The 22,074-nt window shown below is 45.3% G+C and carries 13 protein-coding genes and 1 tRNA gene; 8 read left to right on the top strand and 6 right to left on the bottom strand.

Going from position 1 to position 22,074, the window contains the following annotated elements; translation table 11 throughout:
• Positions 1-68: 68 nt before the first annotated feature.
• The 4 genes from NLZ44_RS15185 to NLZ44_RS15170 all read left to right on the top strand — a co-directional run bounded on the left by NLZ44_RS15185 (position 69) and on the right by NLZ44_RS15170 (position 5,261).
• On the top strand, positions 69-416 hold the full coding sequence (locus tag NLZ44_RS15185; protein WP_493750339.1) for a hypothetical protein: 348 nt from the start codon (positions 69-71) through the stop codon (positions 414-416).
• 776 nt (positions 417-1,192) lie between these two features.
• A complete protein-coding gene (locus NLZ44_RS15180; protein WP_493750338.1) occupies positions 1,193-3,919 on the top strand; it encodes a VapE domain-containing protein in 2,727 nt (908 codons plus the stop codon).
• A 32-nt stretch (positions 3,920-3,951) separates the two neighbouring features.
• Positions 3,952-5,106, top strand: coding sequence for a tyrosine-type recombinase/integrase (locus tag NLZ44_RS15175; protein WP_493750337.1), 1,155 nt, complete (start codon positions 3,952-3,954; stop codon positions 5,104-5,106).
• A 69-nt stretch (positions 5,107-5,175) separates the two neighbouring features.
• Positions 5,176-5,261: transfer RNA gene (locus NLZ44_RS15170), tRNA-Ser, on the top strand.
• Between the two features lie 25 nt (positions 5,262-5,286).
• Here NLZ44_RS15170 and NLZ44_RS15165 read toward each other — a convergent pair.
• A complete protein-coding gene (locus tag NLZ44_RS15165; protein WP_111894823.1) occupies positions 5,287-5,973 on the bottom strand; it encodes a glycoside hydrolase family 108 protein in 687 nt (228 codons plus the stop codon).
• Between the two features lie 23 nt (positions 5,974-5,996).
• Positions 5,997-6,965 (bottom strand): hydroxymethylbilane synthase, encoded by a 969-nt coding sequence (hemC, locus tag NLZ44_RS15160; RefSeq protein WP_111894825.1) that lies wholly within the window; start codon positions 6,963-6,965, stop codon positions 5,997-5,999.
• A gap of 433 nt (positions 6,966-7,398) precedes the next feature.
• Here hemC and NLZ44_RS15155 point away from each other — a divergent pair, with 433 nt between their 5' ends.
• A complete protein-coding gene (locus tag NLZ44_RS15155) occupies positions 7,399-8,700 on the top strand; it encodes a RuBisCO small subunit-like domain-containing protein (RefSeq protein WP_493750336.1) in 1,302 nt (433 codons plus the stop codon).
• An 84-nt stretch (positions 8,701-8,784) separates the two neighbouring features.
• On the opposite strand, the gene NLZ44_RS15150 is transcribed toward NLZ44_RS15155, so the two are convergent.
• Positions 8,785-10,047, bottom strand: coding sequence for a tRNA nucleotidyltransferase/poly(A) polymerase-related protein (locus NLZ44_RS15150; RefSeq protein WP_493750335.1), 1,263 nt, complete (start codon positions 10,045-10,047; stop codon positions 8,785-8,787).
• A gap of 206 nt (positions 10,048-10,253) precedes the next feature.
• On the opposite strand from NLZ44_RS15150, the gene NLZ44_RS15145 reads away from it, so the two are divergent.
• The 3 genes from NLZ44_RS15145 (at position 10,254) to NLZ44_RS15135 (ending at position 14,190) form a co-directional block, all read left to right on the top strand.
• Positions 10,254-11,915 carry an AAA-like domain-containing protein gene (locus tag NLZ44_RS15145; RefSeq protein WP_493750334.1) on the top strand — a complete coding sequence of 554 codons (1,662 nt, stop codon included), beginning with the start codon at positions 10,254-10,256 and terminating at the stop codon, positions 11,913-11,915.
• A gap of 276 nt (positions 11,916-12,191) precedes the next feature.
• The gene (locus NLZ44_RS15140; protein WP_006621453.1) at positions 12,192-12,440 is read left to right on the top strand and encodes a Ycf34 family protein; all 249 of its coding nucleotides are present in this window, start codon (positions 12,192-12,194) and stop codon (positions 12,438-12,440) included.
• A 76-nt stretch (positions 12,441-12,516) separates the two neighbouring features.
• Positions 12,517-14,190 (top strand): protein kinase domain-containing protein, encoded by a 1,674-nt coding sequence (locus tag NLZ44_RS15135; RefSeq protein ID WP_493750333.1) that lies wholly within the window; start codon positions 12,517-12,519, stop codon positions 14,188-14,190.
• Between the two features lie 223 nt (positions 14,191-14,413).
• Here NLZ44_RS15135 and NLZ44_RS15130 read toward each other — a convergent pair whose 3' ends face one another.
• The 3 genes from NLZ44_RS15130 to NLZ44_RS15120 all read right to left on the bottom strand — a co-directional run bounded on the left by NLZ44_RS15130 (position 14,414) and on the right by NLZ44_RS15120 (position 22,046).
• On the bottom strand, positions 14,414-15,217 hold the full coding sequence (locus NLZ44_RS15130) for an Rpn family recombination-promoting nuclease/putative transposase (RefSeq protein WP_315640789.1): 804 nt from the start codon (positions 15,215-15,217) through the stop codon (positions 14,414-14,416).
• Between the two features lie 274 nt (positions 15,218-15,491).
• The gene (locus tag NLZ44_RS15125) at positions 15,492-18,221 is read right to left on the bottom strand and encodes a CHAT domain-containing protein (RefSeq protein WP_493750332.1); all 2,730 of its coding nucleotides are present in this window, start codon (positions 18,219-18,221) and stop codon (positions 15,492-15,494) included.
• 138 nt (positions 18,222-18,359) lie between these two features.
• A complete protein-coding gene (locus NLZ44_RS15120; protein WP_493750331.1) occupies positions 18,360-22,046 on the bottom strand; it encodes a CHAT domain-containing protein in 3,687 nt (1,228 codons plus the stop codon).
• Between the last annotated feature and the right edge of the window lie 28 nt (positions 22,047-22,074).

The raw sequence follows: 22,074 nt of genomic DNA, 5'->3' as shown, positions 1-22,074 counted from the left end.
CCCCACGAATGGTTACGCCCCTATTTTCCTTTTTGGGATTGGTTTTGATAGGAGTTGTTATGGCTAAGATGACGAAAAAATATAGTTTAGCGCTTGAAATCGCCCCGGAGTTTTCCCATTCTGATCATGAATCCCTTTACAGTCACCTAAGTGGTATGGGGTATTGGTGGAATAGTAGAGCTCAGTCTTGGGTGTTTGTTGAGCCAGAGGATTCACATCCACCCAGTAGCGTGATTCGCGTCCGGGTCATGACTGCTAACACGCTGGTTGCCAAGGCTGCCAATGAACTTGCCGAACGATTTGAATTAGATGGCTATGTGCTTTCCGATGTTTCCAAAATCTACCCCTGCCGTCCGCCAAACAACAATGATGGCCGGGTTTATTTAACGTTCATCCCCCCAGGTGAGTCGGGGTAGCGGAAAGCGAATTCATTGCAGTTCAGTTTCCGTAATGTCCCGCACCCATCAGAAAGCCATCCCCAGGATAGTCGCAGCCCTAGCCTAGACTGCTTGCATATTCGGAAACCTATAGGGTTTCCGTATATGTTCGCATACCTCATCTAACCGAATCCCAAGTAATTGCCTGAATAAACACAGGACTTACCGATTGGCTTTCTTGTACGCTTTCATACTGCCACTGTCTGATTATTTTCCCTAATGGCTTGCTTGATTTTCCCAGTAGGAGGTTGTATCATGGTCTATTTAAAAGGAATAGTGGCGGTTAGCCGATTAAACCCTTTACCCATTTTGGGTAAAATACTTCATCACCCCTAACCCGTTTCGCGACTACTCTAAAAACCACTTTTCTGATACCCCTTTTGGGAGAGTAGCAGGCCGTGAAAGCGCGATTGTATGAGGTTAAGGCATTGGGAGGGGGAATCTGATCGGTTTTAACAAGAAAGTAAAACCATCAACAGACGGTCTAACTTTCTTATTGAGAAGATGACAGTTGGGAGAGAAAGCCTAATAATTCGTTAACAGGACAGGAGACTAAATAGGGCAGCCATCAAAAAAAACACGGTTATGGGGTGTAGCTGTTCAGTCAATCAGTGACTGACTGATGACCGTCCGCTATTGCGGTTATACTACACAAAAAAATAATTAGAGTCTGGAATACCCTTTTTCCAGACCCTAACGGATTATTAGCTCTCAAGTCACTGTAGCTCAATCGCTAAAAAATCATTTTCAGAATTATGAATAATATAACACAAAAAGAAACAATTAGCAAGCTAATTGCGGAAATTTCTGATATCCCTAGTAATTGGGTATTAACGCCAGTTAACGGGAATAAAGCCCCCTACAGAAATGGTTGGCAGAAAGAATCAGCTATATCCAGGGATGTATTGCTTGACGAGATCAAGTCTGGATGTGCACAAGGCTATGGTCTGAGAACGGGGCAGATTAGTGGTGGTATTGTAGCCATTGACGCGGACGGTCGGGAAGCACATAAATTAGCCGAATCATTGGGGGGATTACCAAGCACTGTTAGCTTTACCAGTGGCAAGGAAGGGCGCGCCCAATATTTATATCTAATCCCCGAAAAATACTGGGAAAAAATTGCCACCAAGAAATTATCAACAAGTCACAAATCATCTGACGGTAAAGATGAGTTACTAGAGTTACGCTGGGATGGTTGTCAGTCAGTTTTACCCCCATCAGTACACCCAGAAACCGGACAGTATAAATGGCTTAATCCTCCCAACGAAATTGATATTGCCCAAGTACCATTATGGGTAATAGACAAAATGTCAAAAGACACATCCCAATCACTCCCGTTAGTTGGATTATCGGAGCCTGTACCGTTAGAAGCCTGCTTAACCAAAGACGATCGCCAACTATTAGAAACCGGAGCATCACAAGGAAGCCGGAACGAGAGTGCGGCTAAACTTGCTAGGAATTTAATCGGAACCTACAACAGGCTACACTTCTTAGGGGAAGTGTGTCGGGATAACTCACGGACTTTGTTTGATGATTTTTGCGATCGCTGCAACCCGCCAATATCATCACGGGAAAGAGAAACAATATGGAAGTCCGCAGAACAAAGTAATCCCACACCAACATTGTCGGATGATTATTTGATGAACTGTGTTAAGTCTTACCGGAGACAGCCCATACACACACCCACACACTGGACAGAAAAGGATGCTAAAAACACGGTAGCTAAATATGATTTACAAATTCTCAAAGACATAGAAAAAATCCAAGGGGCTTTTGGTAAGAGAATTCGCTACAATACCCGATTCAAAACGATTGAAATTGACGGGGAGCCTATTAATCCTGACGCTCCCGAAATTGATTTAGCGAAAAAAGGTGGGATTGAGATTAAAGGAAGTTTACGAGTCAAAAATCAAATCATTCTTGATGTAGCCAAAAATCATAGCTTTGACCCATTTAATGATTATCTTGAGGATTGCCATAAAAAATGGGATAGAAAGAGTCGTATCTATGGGGCTGCCAAACGTTATTTTGGGACAGATAATCCATTACATCAACGTTATTTAGAGTGTTTGTTGGTCGGAACTGTGGCTAGGACTAAAATACCAGGGCGTAAATTTGACACGCTGTTAATATTACACGGTCAGCAAGGGATAGGGAAATCAACCTGGTTTAGAACAATGGTGGGTGATAACTTTTTCTGTGACGACATGGGGGATTTCAAGGATAAAGATGAACGCCTAAAAATGCACCAATCTGTCTGGACAGAATGGGCGGAAGTAGAAAACAATATCAACAGAAGTACATCAGGTAAAATCAAGGCATTTATCACAACTCAAACAGACAATATCCGCCCCCCTTACGCACAACGTTCAACAGCGTACCCGCGCGCGAATGTGTTAGTCGGTTCAACCAACCGCACCGATTTTAACCATGACGAGACTGGGGCGCGGCGTTTTATGGTTATCCCAGTCTCTCAAAATATCCCTATACATTTGGTAGAGGATGAACGCGATCAGCTTTGGGGTGAGGTAGTAGAACTATATCAACAAGGCCATTCTTTTTATCTGACCCGTGAGGAACAGCAACAAGCTAATTTACTTAATAAAGAGTTCACAGAACACAGCTATCTACACGATTTGATAGAAAGATTTGTAGCTAATAGAAATGAGGTAACAACTGAAGAGATAAAAGTATATCTTGACAATTTAGATCAACAAGCAACAAAATATATTGATTTTTGTCGCATTGAGCGAGAAATCAAGAAAATAATGACAAGCCTAGGATTTTCTCCCAAACGATGTTGGCGTGACAAGTCTAAGAAAAGTGGGTACAAAAGAGATCAGCTTGTCCAGATAGTGGACAGGCAGACAGGTAGCGGACAGGCAGGAGACAGGCAGGGTGTCCACCCTGAAAACCAGACAGAGCAAGGGTTTCAGACTGAGCGGACAGGCAGGACAGGCAGACAGGCAAATTTTGTAAAAAACGATCTGAACCCAAAAACAGATAGCGATCGCCCTAGCCAAAACGGATCTTACCCTCCAGATTCCGGTAGTCAGTCCCATAGTAGTGGGTTTGATGTCGGTGAAATCCCAGACACTTTTCACTGTGACACTACAGAGGAATGTGAGGAATCTATCAAGCAGATTTTCAAAGACTTACACAAAAACAACAAGTGTCGGATTGGCAAAAATCAGCTTATAGCAAAATTTGATAACCCAGCTTTGGCTGAATCAACCATAACTAGGTTAAAAGAAAATTGGCGACTCCAGGAAGACAAAGGGTATATTTCGGCTATATCCCCAACCCAAAGAAATGCTTGGTTTTCTGTAGGTAAGACAGTTGTGATTAACAAAGAAGATGATCCACTTGACTCTTATTATGCTGTAATCACTCAGGTTAATACAAAAAATACAGTTATAGTAATGGCTGGCAACAAACCTGGGATGTATGAAATCAAGCATTTAAAACCTAAACAAGGTTAAGCCACTAATACAGTTAGAAAAATAATCAAATCATGAAAAATCAATCATCTAAACGTCACAAGGGCAAGGTAAATGTTCATAACTGTAATGGTGTACTCAGAATTGGACTGCCCCGGCATTTATTTCCAGGACAACGGAAATATATTTACCTGGGGTTGCAAGACACTCCCGATCACAGAAAATTGGCCGAAGCCAAGGCAAAAGACATTGAAAGTGATATCGTTTATGAGCGCTTTGATTACACGCTGAAAAAATACAAACAGCAGCCACCACCAAATCAGGATGAAGTGAAAATTACAACCCTTCAAGACCTGTATTATGAATATATTAATACGCGCAAAAAAACAGTCAGACCGGGGACTTGGAGTAATAACTATATGGTGGCGTTGAGGCACATACAAAGGTCGCCGTTCTGCAATGGGGACATATCAATGATAATTGGTCAGGATGTATTTGATTGGGCTATTCAGAACCTGACAATTGACACCACATCCCGGTTGATGACGCAACTTAATGCTTGTTTTAATTGGGCGATCGAAAAAAGGCTAGTGAGCGAACCCTCACCATTTAAAGATTTAAGCGCTAAGGCTGATCGGTTAAAAAAAGCAAGTGATTCTGACGAGATTAACCCTTTTACGGCTAACGAACGCGATCGCATTATCCAGGGTTTTGATTCGGATCCACTTCACAGCCATTTTAGTTTGTATGTCCGTTTCTGTTTCTTTACTGGGTGTCGCCCATCGGAGGCGATCGCTCTACGATGGTCAGACGTTGCTGCCGATCTAAGTCAAATCACTTTTAGTAGTGTGATTGTTCGCGGGGAAGGGGGACGCAAGCGCTGCGACGGCCTCAAGAGTCAAACGCGCCGCGATTTTCCCTGCAATGAACAAGTCCAAACTATTCTCGGAGAGGCGCGATCGCAAAACCATTCAGAAATAGTTTTCCCCAGCATCACGGGCAAGCCGATCCAAGACGGTGATTTTGGCAAAAAACACTGGCACCCAGTCCTCAAACAATCGGGGATAAAGCAGCGGAAACCCTACCAAATGAGACACACTTTTATCACCCTCTGTCTTGATGCCGGGATTGATGCTAAGGACGTTGCGGCTTGGGTCGGCAACTCACCCCAAGTTATTTACCAAAACTATGCGGGCCGAAACCGGGGGCTTTCTATTCCCAAACTTTAGGACAATTTGGCTATAATTTGGCTATAAATTTTTAGCCTACAGACACAAGAAACCGCCACAATCATTTACGGATAAGGGTAATGGGTATTGATACCGTCCCGACTTGAAATCGAGTGAGCCGAAAGGTTCCGTGGGTTCAAATCCCACCCTCTCCGTTGTTTCAGCCCCCCACAAGACAGGTCAATCCTTTTGTTTAAGGCTTTGTGCTACCTCTTGCAAAAGGGCGATCGCCTGTTGGAGTTTATCCAGAATTTCCGAATCTTTCGGGGTTTCTGTGTTGGGTGGTTTCGGTGTGTTGGGTGGTTTGGGCGGATCAATAACCGGAGCCTGACCGCCGCCCAATTGGGTAACATAGCCCAATAAATCGCGATCGCGTCTTAGCCAACCCTCCAAAAATATCTGTTGGCTAGGGTTAGTCTTAACCCGTTGGTAGCGATAGTCAATGCGACCCTGACAGTATCTTTGGGCAGTTTCCAGGTTATTATTTTGTTCGAGAACCCCTTGGCTTTTCGGTCCAAAGCGACCATCTACAGTCAATCCTCCCAGAGTTTCTTGTAAAAACTCAATACTGCCGCGAACACTGAAATTAACCGCCGTATCAAACTGAACCACCGCCAAAGGTAACACCATTAAATCAGCCTTCGACGGTAGCCAGTACATCGTATAATAAACCTCCTCCACCTCTGGCTGAGTAATTTGCTTAACCGATTTCGACCCCTGACCCTTATTTTTTAAATAGGTGTCGTAGGTCGCCTGGGTGATGCCATAATTAACCACACCTCCCAGGTCTTCCGGGTGTCCAACGCCGCCCTCCCATTTCAGGGTAAATTTGAGGGCAATTTGAAAATTCTCATCAGATGCTGTCATAATTACTCGCCAATGCGTGAAGTTTAACTGCGCTGAACTTCGGCAAAAATTTCCGCCAAAATTTCCTCAGCACCCTGTTGTTTAAGTTGGTGGGCTAATTGAATCCCCAACTGTTCCGCGTCACTAGCCTGTCCGGTCACTGTATCCTTAATTAGGCGTTTTCCGTCCAAACTAGCCACCATTCCGGTTAAAGTTAGGCGATCGCCTTCCACCATAGTATTAACACCAATGGGAACCTGACAACCCCCTTCTAATTCCCGTAAAAATGCCCGTTCACTGTGACATCTTTGGGCTGTGGCGGTATGTTCTAAGGCTTTAACCACCTCTAAAATTTCCGTATCTCCCTCTCGGCATTCAATACCCAGAGCCCCCTGTCCCACCGCGTGCAGAGAGATTTCAGCCGGAATGACTTGGTGAATGCGATCGGCCATTCCCAACCGTTTCAGTCCAGCCACTGCTAAAATTATCGCATCATACTGACCCTCATCCAATTTTTGCAGGCGCGTGTTCAGGTTCCCGCGAATATCCTTAAATTCCAAATGGGGGAAATTGTGGCGTAGTTGTGCCAGACGACGCAGGGAAGACGTACCGACCACCGCACCGGGGAGCAGAGTGTCTAGTTGCTTGTCGCGATGGTTTTCGTGGACTACCAAAGCATCTGCGGGGTCTTCCCGTTCAGTCACACAGCCCAGCATTAGACCTTCTGGGAGGTTTGTTGGTAAATCTTTAAGGGAATGCACCGCCATATCAGTATCATGGTTAAGCATCCCCACTTCTAGTTCCTTGGTGAATAGTCCCTTATCCCCAATTTTGGCTAGGGCTACATCTAGGATTTTATCCCCCTGGGTGGACATGGTATGAACTTCAAACTTGATATCAGGAAAGCGCTTTTGTAGTTCTTCCTGAACCCAGTAAGTTTGAACTAGGGCGAGTTGGCTTTTGCGTGAAGCAATGCGAATGGTGCGGGTTTGGGCAGATACAGATGTTGTCATCGAAACTCCTTGAGTCTGAAACCCCGTCCTGATTAGAACGGTTTAATGTTTAAATTGATGGTCCTCTCCACAGCACCCTTTTGGGGGAATGTTAACTTAGCCAGTCTTGTCCTGGCTGGTTAGACTTAGTGGCTGACATCAATTGTGCGATCGCTCTTTATAAATATTAGTTCGGTTAGTTGCACTCGATCTAGCCTACCCCATCGGGGACACAATCACAATGGATAATCGACAATCAAGGCTCCCCCTACCTCCTACTCCCTCTGGGAGAGGGAGAGGGCTGGGGTAGTCGGAGAGGGCGATAATGTAGGGGCGGGCTGGAGCTAGTTCCTCCCCTGGGGGCCAGAAGATTAATCACCCCGCCCTCTCCCGAGAGATTATTACGCACCCAACGCGCTAAGATTTGGTTAATAACTCTGACAAAAATAGATTTATGTCTTACTATATTTCACCTAGATTTCTTGATAAGGTGTCTGTCCATATCACCAAAAACTTTTTAGATATTCCCCGGATTAAAGTTCCCCTAATTTTAGGAATACACGGACGCAAGGGAGAAGGCAAAACTTTCCAATGTGAACTGATATTTAAGAAAATGGGAATTGAACCCGTGATGATTTCTGGGGGAGAGTTAGAAAGTCCTGATGCCGGAGATCCCTCCCGACTGCTACGGCTACGGTATCGGGAAGCGGCAGAACAGGTGCGAGTCAAAGGTCAAATGTGCGCCATTTTTATTAATGATTTTGATGCCGGGGCTGGCAGGTTTGACTCCGGAACTCAATACACCGTCAATACTCAATTAGTTAATGCTACACTAATGAATATTGCCGATAATCCTACGAATGTGCAATTACCCGGAAGTTATGATGAAACCCCATTACATCGGATTCCGATTATTATAACGGGAAATGATTTCTCCACCCTCTACGCCCCTTTAATTCGTGATGGCCGGATGGATAAGTTTTATTGGGAACCTAGCCGGGACGATCGCATTGCTATTGTGCGAGGAATTTTTGCTGATGATTCACTCTCGGATAGTCAGATTATCAAATTGGTTGATGAGTTTACCGGACAGGCGATTGATTTCTTTAGTGCTATGCGATCGCGTATTTATGACGAACAAATCCGCGAGTTTATCTATCATCAAGGCTTGGATAAAATCTCGCGTCGCCTAGTTAATAGTGTCGAAAAATCCCCCCAAATTCCTAAGCCTGATTTTAGTCTTTATCACCTAGTCGAGTCTGGGCGTGCTATGGTACAAGAACAGCAGCAAATCCCGAAACTCCGATTGGTGGAAGAATATAACCAATTCCGCACGGTTAATCAGCAGATTAACCATAATCCTCAACCCATTAATCAACCACACCTCCCCTATAACCCGGTCATGCCTCCCCATGCTTTTGATGATTTAGGACCATCTAATTGGCAGGGAGATAGTAGCAGTTCAACTACTTTTATTGACGGTCAAACTGTCAGCAGTAAACTGAGTTTAGATGTTTTGGAACAGGTGCAAAAAATCCGGTCAGGGGGTTATCAAATTGGTTTGGAGTACGCTGATCAGCGTCGCTTTAAGACGGGTTCCTGGAAAAGTTGTGCTATCATTGATGGCGGTATCCCCGAGGTGATCGCTTCTGTGGAAAATTGCCTAAGTCAACACCCAAACGACTATGTACGACTGTTAGGTATTGACCCCAAACAGCGGCGGCGTGTGGTGGAAACCATCATTCAGCGTCCCTAAAACTATAAAATAGGGGTGAAATGTCCGCCGGGACACACCCCTAATTAGGGCGTTATAAGTCACAATAACAACTACAACCCCTAGTTAGGGTAGGTTCAATTCGAGCATTTTCTGGGATGCGATCGCTATGGCATCTTCACGGGTGGATATTTGACCCTCAGCCTTAGCAATTTGTATCTCTTGGAGTAGATCCCCTAATAAGGGACTGGGAGAGAGTCCCAATTTTGCCATTAAGAGTTTCCCGCTAATGACGGGTTGGGGGTGAGCGATCGCATCATCGGGATTCAGATAATGGTTAATTAGGGTAGTAAACTCCTGTAGTGATGCTCCGGCGGCTATGGACAGGACTACTAAGGCGGGGAAAAATTCCCCCACATTAGCAAATAGAAAATATTGTTGGCGTATGGATAGATCGGCTATGGGGGTAGGTTGTAGTTGCTGAAAGGTTCCCAGTAAAGCCAGAACTCCCCGGATCTCAACTCGGCTATATTTGAGGGTAATTAACTCGGCTTCGGCTTGGTCCCGATCCTCACTGGTCATGGTGGCTAATTTGGCGATCGCGAGTTGGGACATTTTAATGGTTTCCCGCACCGACTCCCTCAAGGGTTTGGCTAATGGTGGATAGGTTTGTGAGACGACGGCGGCGGCGTGATCAAGATTTTTGAGGCGATCGCATCTATCTCCCAAACTGCTAAACCAGGGGGAGATCAGACCGATTTTCCAGGCTTCAATTAATTTCGGCACTCCCAAGGGGGTATTGAGTAGGTATCCTAACTCAGTGCGGATACGTTCTGCTGCTACCCGTGGTAATAAACTGGCTAAATCGGCGATCGTCTGTTTGGTTTCCGGTTCAATCACAAACCCTAATTGTGCCGCCTGTCGATATCCCCGCAGCAACCGCAGGGGATCATCGGCTAAATTTTCCCGACTGATCATCCGCATCAGTCCCTGTTTTAAGTCTTGTTGTCCTTGATAAGGGTCGAAAAAAGTTTTGGTTATGGGATGATAGGCGATCGCATTAATTGTAAAATCCCGCCGCCCTAGATCTACCTCTAAACTTCCTCCCTCAGCTTGAGCAAAATCTACTGTTACCCCTGGGAATACTACCCTAGCAATTTGTCGCTCCGCATCTAATAACACAAATCCGGCTTTATACTGGGAGGCGATGGTTTTGGCTGTGTTGACTGCTTCCGACAACACCACAAAATCTAAATCCAAATCACCCACGGCGCGACTCAATAAGGCATCCCGCACCGCACCCCCGACTAAATAAGCTGATTCGGGTAGATTTTCTAAACCAAACGGCCAGTTTTCGGGAGATAATGGGGATGTAATAGCAGCAGACATATAGCAAGCAATACCTATCTATAGAGGAATCCGCGATCGCAAATAGTCAATCAAATTACCAAAGTCCACCCAGTTCAAGTGTTCAGATAACGATAACTTTCCCAGGTAACTTTCTTGATGTTGCCGAAAGGGACTATTTTTGACAAAGCTCAGGATTTTGGTTAATACTATACAACACCATGAGACCAAAAATATTTTGAGGGGAAATGAATCACACTATACCGCCAGAATTAGAATTAAGTAATCCTCTTGGTTGTCTCCAATGTCCTGATAGTCCGCTGTCTCTGGATTCTGCTTTTTATGTGGAGCGTCCCCCCATCGAAATTAGAGCCTATCAGCAAATCACCCAACCTGGTAGTGTTATGCGAATTAAAGCACCTCGAAAAATGGGTAAAAGTTCGTTAATGATCAGGTTGATTAACCACGCCAACAGTTTAGGATATAGTACCGTCTTAATTGACTTTCAGCAAGCGGATTTAGGGATTTTTGAAAGTTCGACCAAATTTTGGCGTTGGTTATGTAGTAATGTCACCAGACAGTTAGGACTAGCCTATAATATTAATGATTATTGGCATGAAGACTTCGGCGAAAAAGTGAGCTGCACGATGTATTTTGAAGAATACTTAATTCCCCAAATTAACCGACCTTTATTATTGGTTTTCAATGAGGTTAATTTGCTGTTTGAGTATCCAAAAATCTTCATGAATTTTCTGCCATTATTGCGATTTTGGCATGAGCAATCTGCACAGTCAACAATTTGGCAGAAATTGCGCCTGGTTTTGGTTCATTCCACAGAAGTTTATGTTTCTTTAGGGATTAATCAATCTCCCTTTAATGTAGGTTTATTGATTAATTTACCTGAGTTTACGCCTCAGCAAGTGGGAGAACTAGCCGACAGATACCAACTCACTTTAACCGAAAATCAGTTACACAAATTAACCTGGTTGGTCGGTGGACATCCCTATTTAATTCATCTAGCTTTTCATCATTTATATTATCAGCAACCAAAATTTGATGATTTTTTTCATCGAGCTTCTACCGATGCAGGTATTTATCAAAATTATCTGAAAAAAGTCTGGATATTAATTCAAAAAAAGCCAGAATTAGTGGAGATTATGCAGCAGTTAATCACCGCAAAAGACTCCTTAAAAATTGAGCCAATGCCAGCCTATTATTTAGAGAGTATAGGGCTAATTAAAAGCCTAGGAAATAATTATATTTTGGCTTGTGATTTGTATCGTGTTTACTTTAGATCTAAACCGATATACCCCAAAGTGCCTAGTTCTATTTATATAGAACAATTGGAACGTGATAACCAATATTTATCAAATTTAGTTTATGTTGATGAACTCACTAAGGTGGCTAATCGCTCACAATTCCAGAAGGCTTTTAAAATGGAATGGGAATGTATGGCTATCAAACATAATCCCCTGGCATTAATTGTCTGTGATATAGATTACTTTAAACTATATAACGATACTTTTGGTCATCTAGCCGGAGACGTATGTTTACAAAAAGTAGCCCAAGCTATTCAACAGAATTTACAACGTCCCAATGATTTATTAGCTAGATATGGTGGAGAAGAGTTTGTGGTGCTTCTACCCCAAACTGATGGGAAGGGAGCCATGTTTGTGGCGGCAAAAATTTGCCTCGCGGTCAAAGAATTAGCTATAGCTTCTGGAGTGCCTAAATCCGTAGATTATCAGCATCCGGTAGTAACGATAAGTATAGGAATTGCCAGCATAATTCCTAGCAGTGATTATCATCCAGAGACTCTGTTTATGGCAGCAGATCAAGCACTGTATGAATCCAAAAAAGCTGGACGCGATCGCTATACTATGAGTTCAGAATTTAACTTTAAATACTAACCCCATCCCCATGAAATTCCCAGAAATTGGCATCAGGTTCGAGATCGGGTAAAATTGTACTAAGGGGGGTTAAGCCAGTATCATCCCCCAGTCTGAGTCAGAAACAGCCGTAACAGTCATCTGTGGGCGCAAAAGTGCCTGAGATAGTGCCTAGACCAGGATAACAGTAGGCGAGACTAATAGCACCATCAGCAAGAATCGATTAATATAAGCTAAATTAGCAGAAAGGGAAATCAAGTAGTCAATCCTTTTGAAAATATACAGAGGGTTTTGAATATGTGTATTTGTGTTAACTGTTACTATGTCGATCGCTGTATCACCTACCACGCCGTAGAAACACAGCATCAGGAACGCCATGTTAGCGACAATCCCACCTTTGACCCCGTTGAACCCAGCATCAACGTTAATATCCGCACCACAGAAGATAGCATCGAGATGGAATGGGATGTAGTTGGCTGTGAAAGTTTTAAACAAGAAACCGGAAAATGGTCAAAATTGCGACCAGGAGAGCCAATCCCCACCTAATCACCAGCGGACAGCCATTAACCATCGGGGGTCAATAGTCACCCCCATCTTTAATTTTTTTTAACATCCTCAGATTATGAGTTACTGTTTTAATCCCCACTGTCCAAATCCCCAAAACCCAGGTGAGGGGGAGTCGTGCCAACACTGTGGCGCTTCTGTCAAACTATCGCCACCAATGGCGGGGTCAGCCCATAGCCGTTATGCTGCGCTGGAACTCCTGGGACAAGGGGGATTCGGTCGCACATTTTTAGCGGTTGATCAACTGACACCCAACCATCCACAGGTCGCGATTAAACAGTTTTTTCCCCAGGGAAATAATGCCAAGCGATCGGCGGATTTATTTCGTCAGGAAGCCGAGCAACTGGAGATTTTAGGGGAACATTCCCAAATCCCTAACCGGGTAGCTTATTTTGAGTCGGAACCCTATCAATATTTGGTTCAGGAGTTTATAGAGGGTCATAACCTGGCTCAAGAATTGATGCTCAAGGGTCCGTTTACGGAAAATCAAATTTATCAGGTTCTCCATGAATTATTGCCTGTGTTGCAGTTTATTCACAGCCATAAGGTGATTCATCGAGACATTAAACCGGAAAATATTATCCGTCGCCGCTGTAGCAGTAAAGGCTCGGAAAATAGCTTGGTTTTGGTGGATTTTGGGGCGGCTAAATTGGTGACAGGGGGGCTATTACCTCAAACGGGAACTCTGATTGGTTCGGCTGCTTATACGGCTCCTGAACAGTTGATGGGAAAGGCTGTATTTGCTAGTGATATTTATAGTTTGGGGGTGACTTGTATTCATTTGTTGACGGGTGTTACCCCTTTTGATTTGTTTGATAGTCATGAGGGGAATTGGGGCTGGCGTAGTTATTTAAAAAGTCCTGTTAGTGACGAATTAGGTGATATTTTAGATAGAATGTTAGCTGGGGCGACTAGCAAGCGTTTTCATTCGGCGGCGGCGTTACTGCTGAAATTGCAACCTACTCCTAAATATATTGAGGCTATGCCGGGTTTAAGGCCAGAACCGGAAACTGGTTTTGTGGCGATCGCCACTAATCCAACCACTATTAAACAGCCAATAAAGCCTAGTACACTCCCCCAGGAAGAACCACAAATCACGGACGTTCTGCAAAAGGCTCTACAATCCTATCAAGTCAAGGTGCAAGTTAATCGGATTAGTAAGTCCAAGTTAACTATTGTCATTAATCGTGCCGACAAACAACAGGTGGATTATCCCCAAATAGCTAAGGCGATCGCCACTGAATTAACTCAATTAAACCTCAAGAATATTGTCCGGGTTAAGTTATTAGGCAGAGTCCAAAATCGCGGGGTTCCTGAATGGCAAATGGTACTTAAATTAGACCCAAAAGCCAGACGCAAAAATCAGCGCCTGCGGTTTAAGCAGTATTGCCATAAGTTAATTAGCAGTGAAAATTGGCGCAAAAGAAGCCAAAGCAAACAGTTCTGGATGGACACATTAACTATGGCTATGGTTGCCTATATTTTTAGCAACAACTTTATAGTGTTTACCCCATTTTTATCACTGCTAATTGCTCCAATATTTATCATGTTAAAAAACTGGATAAAACCATATCATGAGGTTGACGAAAAGCAAGTTTTTGCCATGGTTGTCGGGTTATTCTTGGTGCTAGAGTTCCTGCCATTCAGATGGGTTCGTAACGACCTTTTTGGTATCATTATTGCTGGGATGTTTCTATCTATACCACTGTTTTCAAATCGGAATAATTACTAATTTATAATTGATAGTTAATGCTGCCCAAAGGCGTTGATTAACTTCTGGAAAGGCAATGGGCAAGACGATCGCCTCGCCCATCACTTGGACGCGCGCCCCTAATTGGTAGAGGACAAAATAATTAATAATTAATAATTAATAATTAATCCTGCCCCGTTGATTAATTTCTGGAAAGGCAATGGGCAATGGGCGATCGCCTCGCCCATCACTTGGACGCGCGTCCCTAATTGCTAGAGGACAAAATTTGCTGAATTTCCTCTAATGGTAAACCCAAAATTTGGGCGATCGCTTCCGCACTATTTCCTAAATTAGCCAAACGCAGAACAATATTTATCCTTTCCCGTTGCAGACCTTCTTGCAGCCCTTGTTGGAGACCGTCAGCAAATGCTTCTTGATAGAATCGGGTTTGTTTTAAATCGGTGAGTCCTAACATTTGGGCAATCTCCTCGCGACTTATTTGGGGCAGTTTGTAAACAACAATGGTTTCGATGATGTCAATGATATCCCGTTGAATTGATTCTGGGGGAAGGGTTTGTTCGGCTTGTTCGATCAGGTTTATGGCTGATGCGATCGCATCGGATTCTGATTCGAGTACCAGTTTGATTATACCAACTCCCAAACGGTTTTGGGCTTCTAACTCGTCGATATAAACACGAGTTACCCTGCCTGAGTTCAGGAGTTCCCGGAATTGGTGGGGCTGTTCCCGTTCAATGCTCCGGTTGGGATAGATAACCACCACTTGCCACGGGTGGGGCGGTTGGTATTGTCGCAAGTACAGGAACAGTTCCGCGAAAATGCGATAATATAAGTCCTCGTCCGGTTGGAATTGCACCTCGGCTAGGTAGAAGGGCCGATCGCCTTCTGGGGTCGTTGGCAGAAATACTCCGTCGAGGCGGAAGGCTAGTTGTTTCACTTCCACAGAGGTGAATTGATAGCGATCGCTTTCTTCCGGTGGACGGTTCAGCAGCTCAAAAAAACTGCGGGGGTACTGTTGGAAAATTCGGTAGAATATACTATCTGTTTTCACAGGGGATAATCCCTCGATAATTGGCGTTCCACTGCCTTGATTTGCCCTAGTCTCCTTGGCAGTTGGGCTTTGATTATAGCCTACTCCTTAACCTGGCAGCACCTCTCATAAATGCCTATTTCAGTGCGATCGCTCTATCACCCGTGGCGACCTTCAGGACAGCTACCCATAAGACAATCATCATGTTTTCTCTGTGATTGTATGTATAAGGTGTCAGGCTCCGACTGCTAACACCTTGCCCCTTTCCCCTCAGCATCAGCAGCCGATATCTACCTTAAAAAGAACCGCCATCACCTATCAGAATTAATGGCGACCAATAAAAGGGATGTATGCCTTCTTGGGCGAAGGTTAATTTCGCCTGCCGTAAGGCTTCGGCTTTCGTCATTCCCTGCTTGACATTCTCATAAAATTCTGTCATAATTAAGAGGGTTGTATTATCCTCCGCATTCCAGAGGCTGGCTATCACGGCATCGGCTCCCGCCCGTTCAAATAAGTAGGCGATCGCTGCCAATACGCCGCCCTCTGATTCGGTTTCCATCCCGGTTTGAAAACCACCACTTAAAACTACCAAGTTGATTTGGTTTAATCCTAACAATCCTATATCCGCAATATTGAAGGTTTCTCCATGGGCAAATAATATCTGATTTGCCCCTAAACCTAGCCCCGGACATCCGTTGGCTTGAAAGCAGATTGGGTTGGCTAAATGGAGGATATTAAACCGGGGAGAATCGTTCTGAAAACGGTCGCGGGTCGCTTCTTCCCTCACCCAATATTCCCCTGAGAAAATTTCCGTAACTTGGCGGGCTTCCTGTTCCGCACCGGGGGTATCAAAGGGGCTGGGTTGGGGGTTGCCAAAGGCTAAAACACGGGGGGATGAGGTGGTGTTGCTGCGTAATTGGCGACGGGCGGAAATCCTCGTCAGGTAGTGGATGGGGTACTTTTCAATTAGGTGTTGGTTCCTTTGATTATCATACAGAGTTTCAAAGGGGATATAACGCAGTTTTCCGGGGGCAATAATCGCGAGTTTTTCGGGAGAATGGGCGGCAATATCTGCCTCTATGGGACGAATTAGATAATCATACAGGAGTTCTTGATTTCTATCGAAATTTTCGGAGTTGTGGTTTTCGAGTTGGGCGCGATATTCGGTGAGGATGCCATCAAATTCGCTGGGGTTAATCGGGGTTTTTTTCACGATCGCTTTTTGGTCGCGGCTGACGATAAACAGGGCGATCGCATCGGGAACTTCGCTGATATTTGTTAACAATACCGGTTGAATAACTAGGGTTCCGGGGGCGATATTTTCCCGGAGAGTTTCCAGGTATTGGGGGGTGGTTTCAAAGAGTTCCGCAACTTCGGGATATTGGCGGGCGATATCCTCGGCGATTTGGCTATTTCCGGCTTGTAATTCGTTGATTTTTTGGGATAGTTCCGGTGTCCAGTTGTCGTCAACTTCGGCGTAAAGTAATTTTAGGCGTTCATGGTTTTCATTCCATTGGTCAATCAGTTTCTGGGCGGGTGGATTAATAACTTGGGCATCGATAAGGTGGCTATAGTCGGCGAGGTCGAAGGTGGTGGCGAGGTGATGCCATTTAAAGGCTTGGTCGGGTCGGTTTTCGTCGATGAGAAGATCCACCAGAGCCACCGATATCGCTCGGTTATTTTGTAGGAATTGTTGGCGGTTTTCCTGTGCTAACCCTGCTCGTATTTCTAGGGTGATTTTTAGGGCTTTTTCCAAGTTGTCGATCGCTTTCTGGGGTTCACCAATATCACGGTAAACTAAACCGATATTATACAGGGTAGCCGCTTCCCTGGCGCGATCGCTCACTTCCCGCATAATGGGTAATGCTTGCTGGAAGTATGTTAACGCTTCCTGGGGTTGACCTATTTGGCGGTAAACTGCACCGATACCATTCAAAGTATTTGCTTCCCCACGACGATCGCTCACTTCCCGCATAATGGGTAATGCTTGCTGGAAGTATGTTAACGCTTCCTGGGGTTGACCTATTTGGCGGTAAACTGCACCGATACCATTCAAAGTATTTGCTTCCCCACGACGATCGCTCACTTCCCGCGTGATAGATAATGCTTGCTGGAAGTATATTAACCCTTCCTGGGGTAGACCGATATCGCGGTAAACTTCACCGATATTACTGAGGGTAGCGGCTTCCCTGGCGCGATCGCTTATTTCCCGCGTGATAGATAATGCTTGCTGGAAGTATGTTAACCCTTCCCGGGGTTGACCAATATTGCGGTAAACTGCACCGATATTAGTGAGAGTCGCCGCTTCCCCGGCGCGATCGCTCACTTCCCGCCTCATTGGTAATGCTTGCTGGAAGTATGTTAAGGCTTCCTGGAGTTGACCGATAGCGTGGTAAACTGCACCGATATTAGTGAGAGTCGCCGCTTCCCCACGGAGATCGCTAACTTCCCGCCTAATGGGTAATGCTTGCTGGAAGTATATTAAGGCTTCCTGGGGTTGACCGATAGCGCGGTAAACTGCACCGATATTATTGAGGGTAGTGGCTTGCTGTCTGCGATCGCTTATTTCCCGCGTGATAAATAATGCTTGTTGGAAGTATGTTAAGGCTTCCTGGGGTTGACCGATATCGTGGTAAACTCCACCGATACTATTGAGAGTAGTGGCTTCCCTGGGGCGATCGCTAACTTCCCGCGTGATAAATAATGCTTCCTGTAAGTATGTTAACGCTTCCTGGGGTTGACCGATCCGATTATAGTTTAAACCCAGACCAAAATTGGCTACTGCTTCCCCTTCTCGATTTTGGATACTTTGGGCAATAGCTAGGGCTTGTTTAAGTGTTTCTATGGCTTGTAAATGTTGCCCTTGCTGAGTTTGCTGAAATGCCTGTTGTATCAGTTCTTGCAACTGTTCCGCCTGACTCTGGGAGGTTTGGGCATAACTGCGCTGTGTCAGAATTGGCAATATCGCAGGAGTCGCCGCCAGCATCGCCACCCCCAACAGAGAACCAATCATTAATCTTTTCATTGCACTACCTAATCTAAGTTTATTCAGCTTAACTTAAAAGTTGATGTGGGGTGGAACCTTACCTGCCAATTTTAGAGTAATTGTCAACTGTTGGGTTGACCGGATTTCTCACCCCACCCTCAGCAGGGGATATTCACCTTAAAAAGAACTGCCATCACCAATCAGAATTAAAGGAGACCAATAAAAGGGATGTATGCCTTCTTGGGCGAAGGTTAATTTCGCCTGTCGTAAAGCCTCAACTTTGGTCATTCCCTGGTTGACATTCTCATAAAATTGAGTCATAATTAAGAGAGTTTTATTATCCTCGGCATTCCAGAGGCTGGCAATCACCGCATCCGCCCCCGCCCGTTCAAATAAGTAGGCAACCGCTGCAAATTCCCGGCCGTCTGATTCGGCTTCCATGGCAGTTTGACAAGCACTTAAAACCACCAAATTAGTTTGGTTTAATCCCAACAAGGCGGCATCAGCAATATTGAAGTTTTCACCATTAGCAAATAAGATATTATTTGCCTCTAAACCTAGCCCCGGACATCCATTGAGGGCAAAGCAGCCGTGGGTCGCCAAATGGAGGACATTAAACCGGGCAGAATCGTTGTAAAAACGATCGCGGGTCGCTTGTTCCCTCAGCCAATATTCCCCTGATAAAATTTCCGTAACTTGGCGGGCTTCCTGTTCCGCTCCGGGGAGTTCTTGGGCGGTGGGGGTAGGGTTGCCAAAGGCTAAAACATTGGTGGATAATCGGGGGTTGGTGGGGATGTTACGGGTGGCGGAAATGCGGGTGAGGTAGTGGATGGGGTATTTTTCAAGTAGGTATTGGTCCCTTTGATTATCATAGAGGGTTTCAAAGGGAATATAACGGAGTTTTCCAGTGGCAATAATGGCGATTTGTTCGGGAGAATAGGCAGCAATATCCGCCTCTACCGGACGAATGAGATAATCATACAGTAGTTCTTGATTGCGCTCGAAGTCGTCGCGGTTGTGGTTTTGGATTTGGGTGCGATATTCGGTGAGGATGGCATCAAATTCGCTGGGGTTAATGGCAATGGTGCGGACGAGGGTGGCTTGGTCGCGGCTGACTAAAAAAATGCCGATTTTATTCTCGATGTTAGTAATATTAGTTAACAAAACTGGTTGAATAACTAGGGTTCCGGGGGCGATGTTGGCTTTGAGAGTTTCGATGTCTTGGGGGGTGGTTTCAAAGAGTTCGGAAACTTCTGGATATTGGCGGGAGATATCCTCAGCTAGTTGGCTGTTTTCGGTTTGTAATTGGTTGATTTGTTGGGAGAGTTGGGGTGTCCAGTTGTCGTCAATTTGGGCGTAAAGGAATTGTAGGCGTTGATGGTTTTGATTCCACTGGTCAATCATTTTTTGGGCTTGTGGATTACTAACTTTTGCCTCGATAAGGCGGGTATAGTCGGCGAGGTCGAAGGTGGTGGCGAGGTTATACCATTTAAAGGCTTGGTCGGGTTGGTTTTGGTCAATGAGGAGATCGACGAGGCCGACGGGAGTTCCTCGGTTACTTTCTAGGAATGATTCGCGGTTTTCCTGTTGCAAACCTGCACGGATTTCTAGGGTAATTTGTACGGATTTTTCCAAGTTTTCGATGGCGGTCTGAGGTTGACCGATTTCGCGGTAAACTGCACCGATATTAGTGAGGGTAGCTGCTTCCCCACTGCGATCGCTCACTTCCCGCGTGATAGATAATGCTTGCAGGTAGTATGTTAAGGCTTCCTGGGGTTGACCGATATCGCTGTAAACTCCACCGATATTATTGAGAGTAGCTGCTTCCCCACGGCGATCGCTGACTTCCCGCCTAATGGGTAATGCTTGCTGGTAGTATGTTAAGGCTTCCTGGGGTTGACCGATAGCGCTGTAAACTCCACCGATATTATGGAGGGTAGTGGCTTCCCCACGGCGATCGCTGACTTCCTGCCTAATGGGTAATGCTTGCTGCAAGTATTTTAAGGCTTGCTGGGGTTGACCTATTTCGCGGTAAACTGCACCGATACTATTGAGGGTATTGGCTTCCCCGGCGCGATCGCTGACTTCCTGCCTAATGGGTAATGCTTGCTGCAAGTATTTTAAGGCTTGCTGGGGTTGACCTATTTCGCGGTAAACTGCACCAATACTATTGAGGGTATTGGCTTCCCCGGCGCGATCGCTGACTTCCTGCCTAATGGGTAATGCTTGCTGCAAGTATTTTAAGGCTTGCTGGGGTTGACCTATTTCGCGGTAAACTGCACCAATACTATTGAGGGTATTGGCTTCCCCACGACGATCGCTGACTTCCCGGCTAATGGGTAATGCTTGCTGGTAGTATGTTAAGGCTTCCTGGGGTTGACCGATAGCGCTGTAAACTGCACCGATATTATGGAGGGTAGTGGCTTCACCACTGCGATCGCTGACTTCCCGCCTAATGGGTAATGCTTGCTGTAAGTATGTTAAGGCTTGCTGAGGTTGACCTATTTCGCCGTAAACTCCACCGATATTAGTGAGAGTAGTGGCTTCACCACTGCGATCGCGCATTTCCCGCCTAATGGGTAATGCTTGCTGGTAGTATGTTAAGGCTTCCTGGGGTTGACCGATAGCGCTGTAAACTGCACCGATATTATGGAGGGTAGTGGCTTCACCACTGCGATCGCGCATTTCCCGCCTAATGGGTAATGCTTGCTGGTAGTATGTTAAGGCTTCCTGGGGTTGACCGATAGCGCTGTAAACTGCACCGATATTATGGAGGGTAGTGGCTTCACCACTGCGATCGCGCATTTCCCGCCTAATGGGTAATGCTTGCTGGAAGTATGTTAACGCTTCCTGAGGTTGACCGATATCGCCGTAAACTGCACCGATACTATTGAGGGTATTGGCTTCACCACTGCGATCGCTAACTTCCCGCGTGATAGATAATGCTTGCTGTAAGTATGTTAACGCTTCCTGGGGTTGACCGATATCGCCGTAAACTGCACCGATACTATTGAGGGTATTGGCTTCACCACTGCGATCGCTCACTTCCTGCGTGATAGATAATGCTTGCAGGTAGTATGTTAAGGCTTCCTGGGGTTTACCGATATGGCTGTAAACTAAACCGATACTATTGAGGGTATTGGCTTCCCCGGCGCGATCGCTAACTTCCCGCCTAATGGGTAATGCTTGCAGGTAGTATGTTAAGGCTTCCTGGGGTTGACCAATTTTGCTGTAAACTGCACCGATATTACTGAGAGTAGTGGCTTCACCGCTGCGATCGCTGACTTCCCGCCTAATGGGTAATGCTTGCAGGTAGTATGTTAAGGCTTCCTGGGGTTGACCTATATCGCTGTAAACTGCACCGATATTATTGAGGGTTGCTGCTTCACCACCGCGATCCCTCACTTCCCGCGTGATAGATAATGCTTGCAGGTAGTATGTTAAGGCTTCCTGGGGTTGACCTATATCGCTGTAAACTAAACCCATATTATTGAGAGTAGCTGCTTCCCCACGGCGATCTCTGACTTCCCGGCTAATGGGTAATGCTTGCTGGTAGTATGTTAAGGCTTCCCGGGGTTGACCGATCCGATTATAGTTTAAACCTAGACCAAAATTGGCTACTGCTTCCCCTTCTCGATTTTGGATACTTTGGGCAATAGCTAGGGCTTGTTTAAGTGTTTCTATGGCTTGTAAAGGTTGCCCTTGCTGAGTTTGCTGAAATGCCTGTTGCATCAGTTCTTGCAACTGTTCCGCCTGAGAACTGGAGGTTTGGGCATAACTGCGCTGTGCCAGAATTGGCAATATCGCGGGAGTCGCCACTAGCATTGTTACTCCCAATAGAGAACCAATGATTAATCTTTTCATAGCACCACCTAATATTAATTGGAAATGG

The organism is Arthrospira sp. PCC 9901, assembly GCF_059013425.1.
Note: the sequence above shows the minus strand (reverse complement) of the source record. Positions and strands in the feature narration are given on the sequence as shown.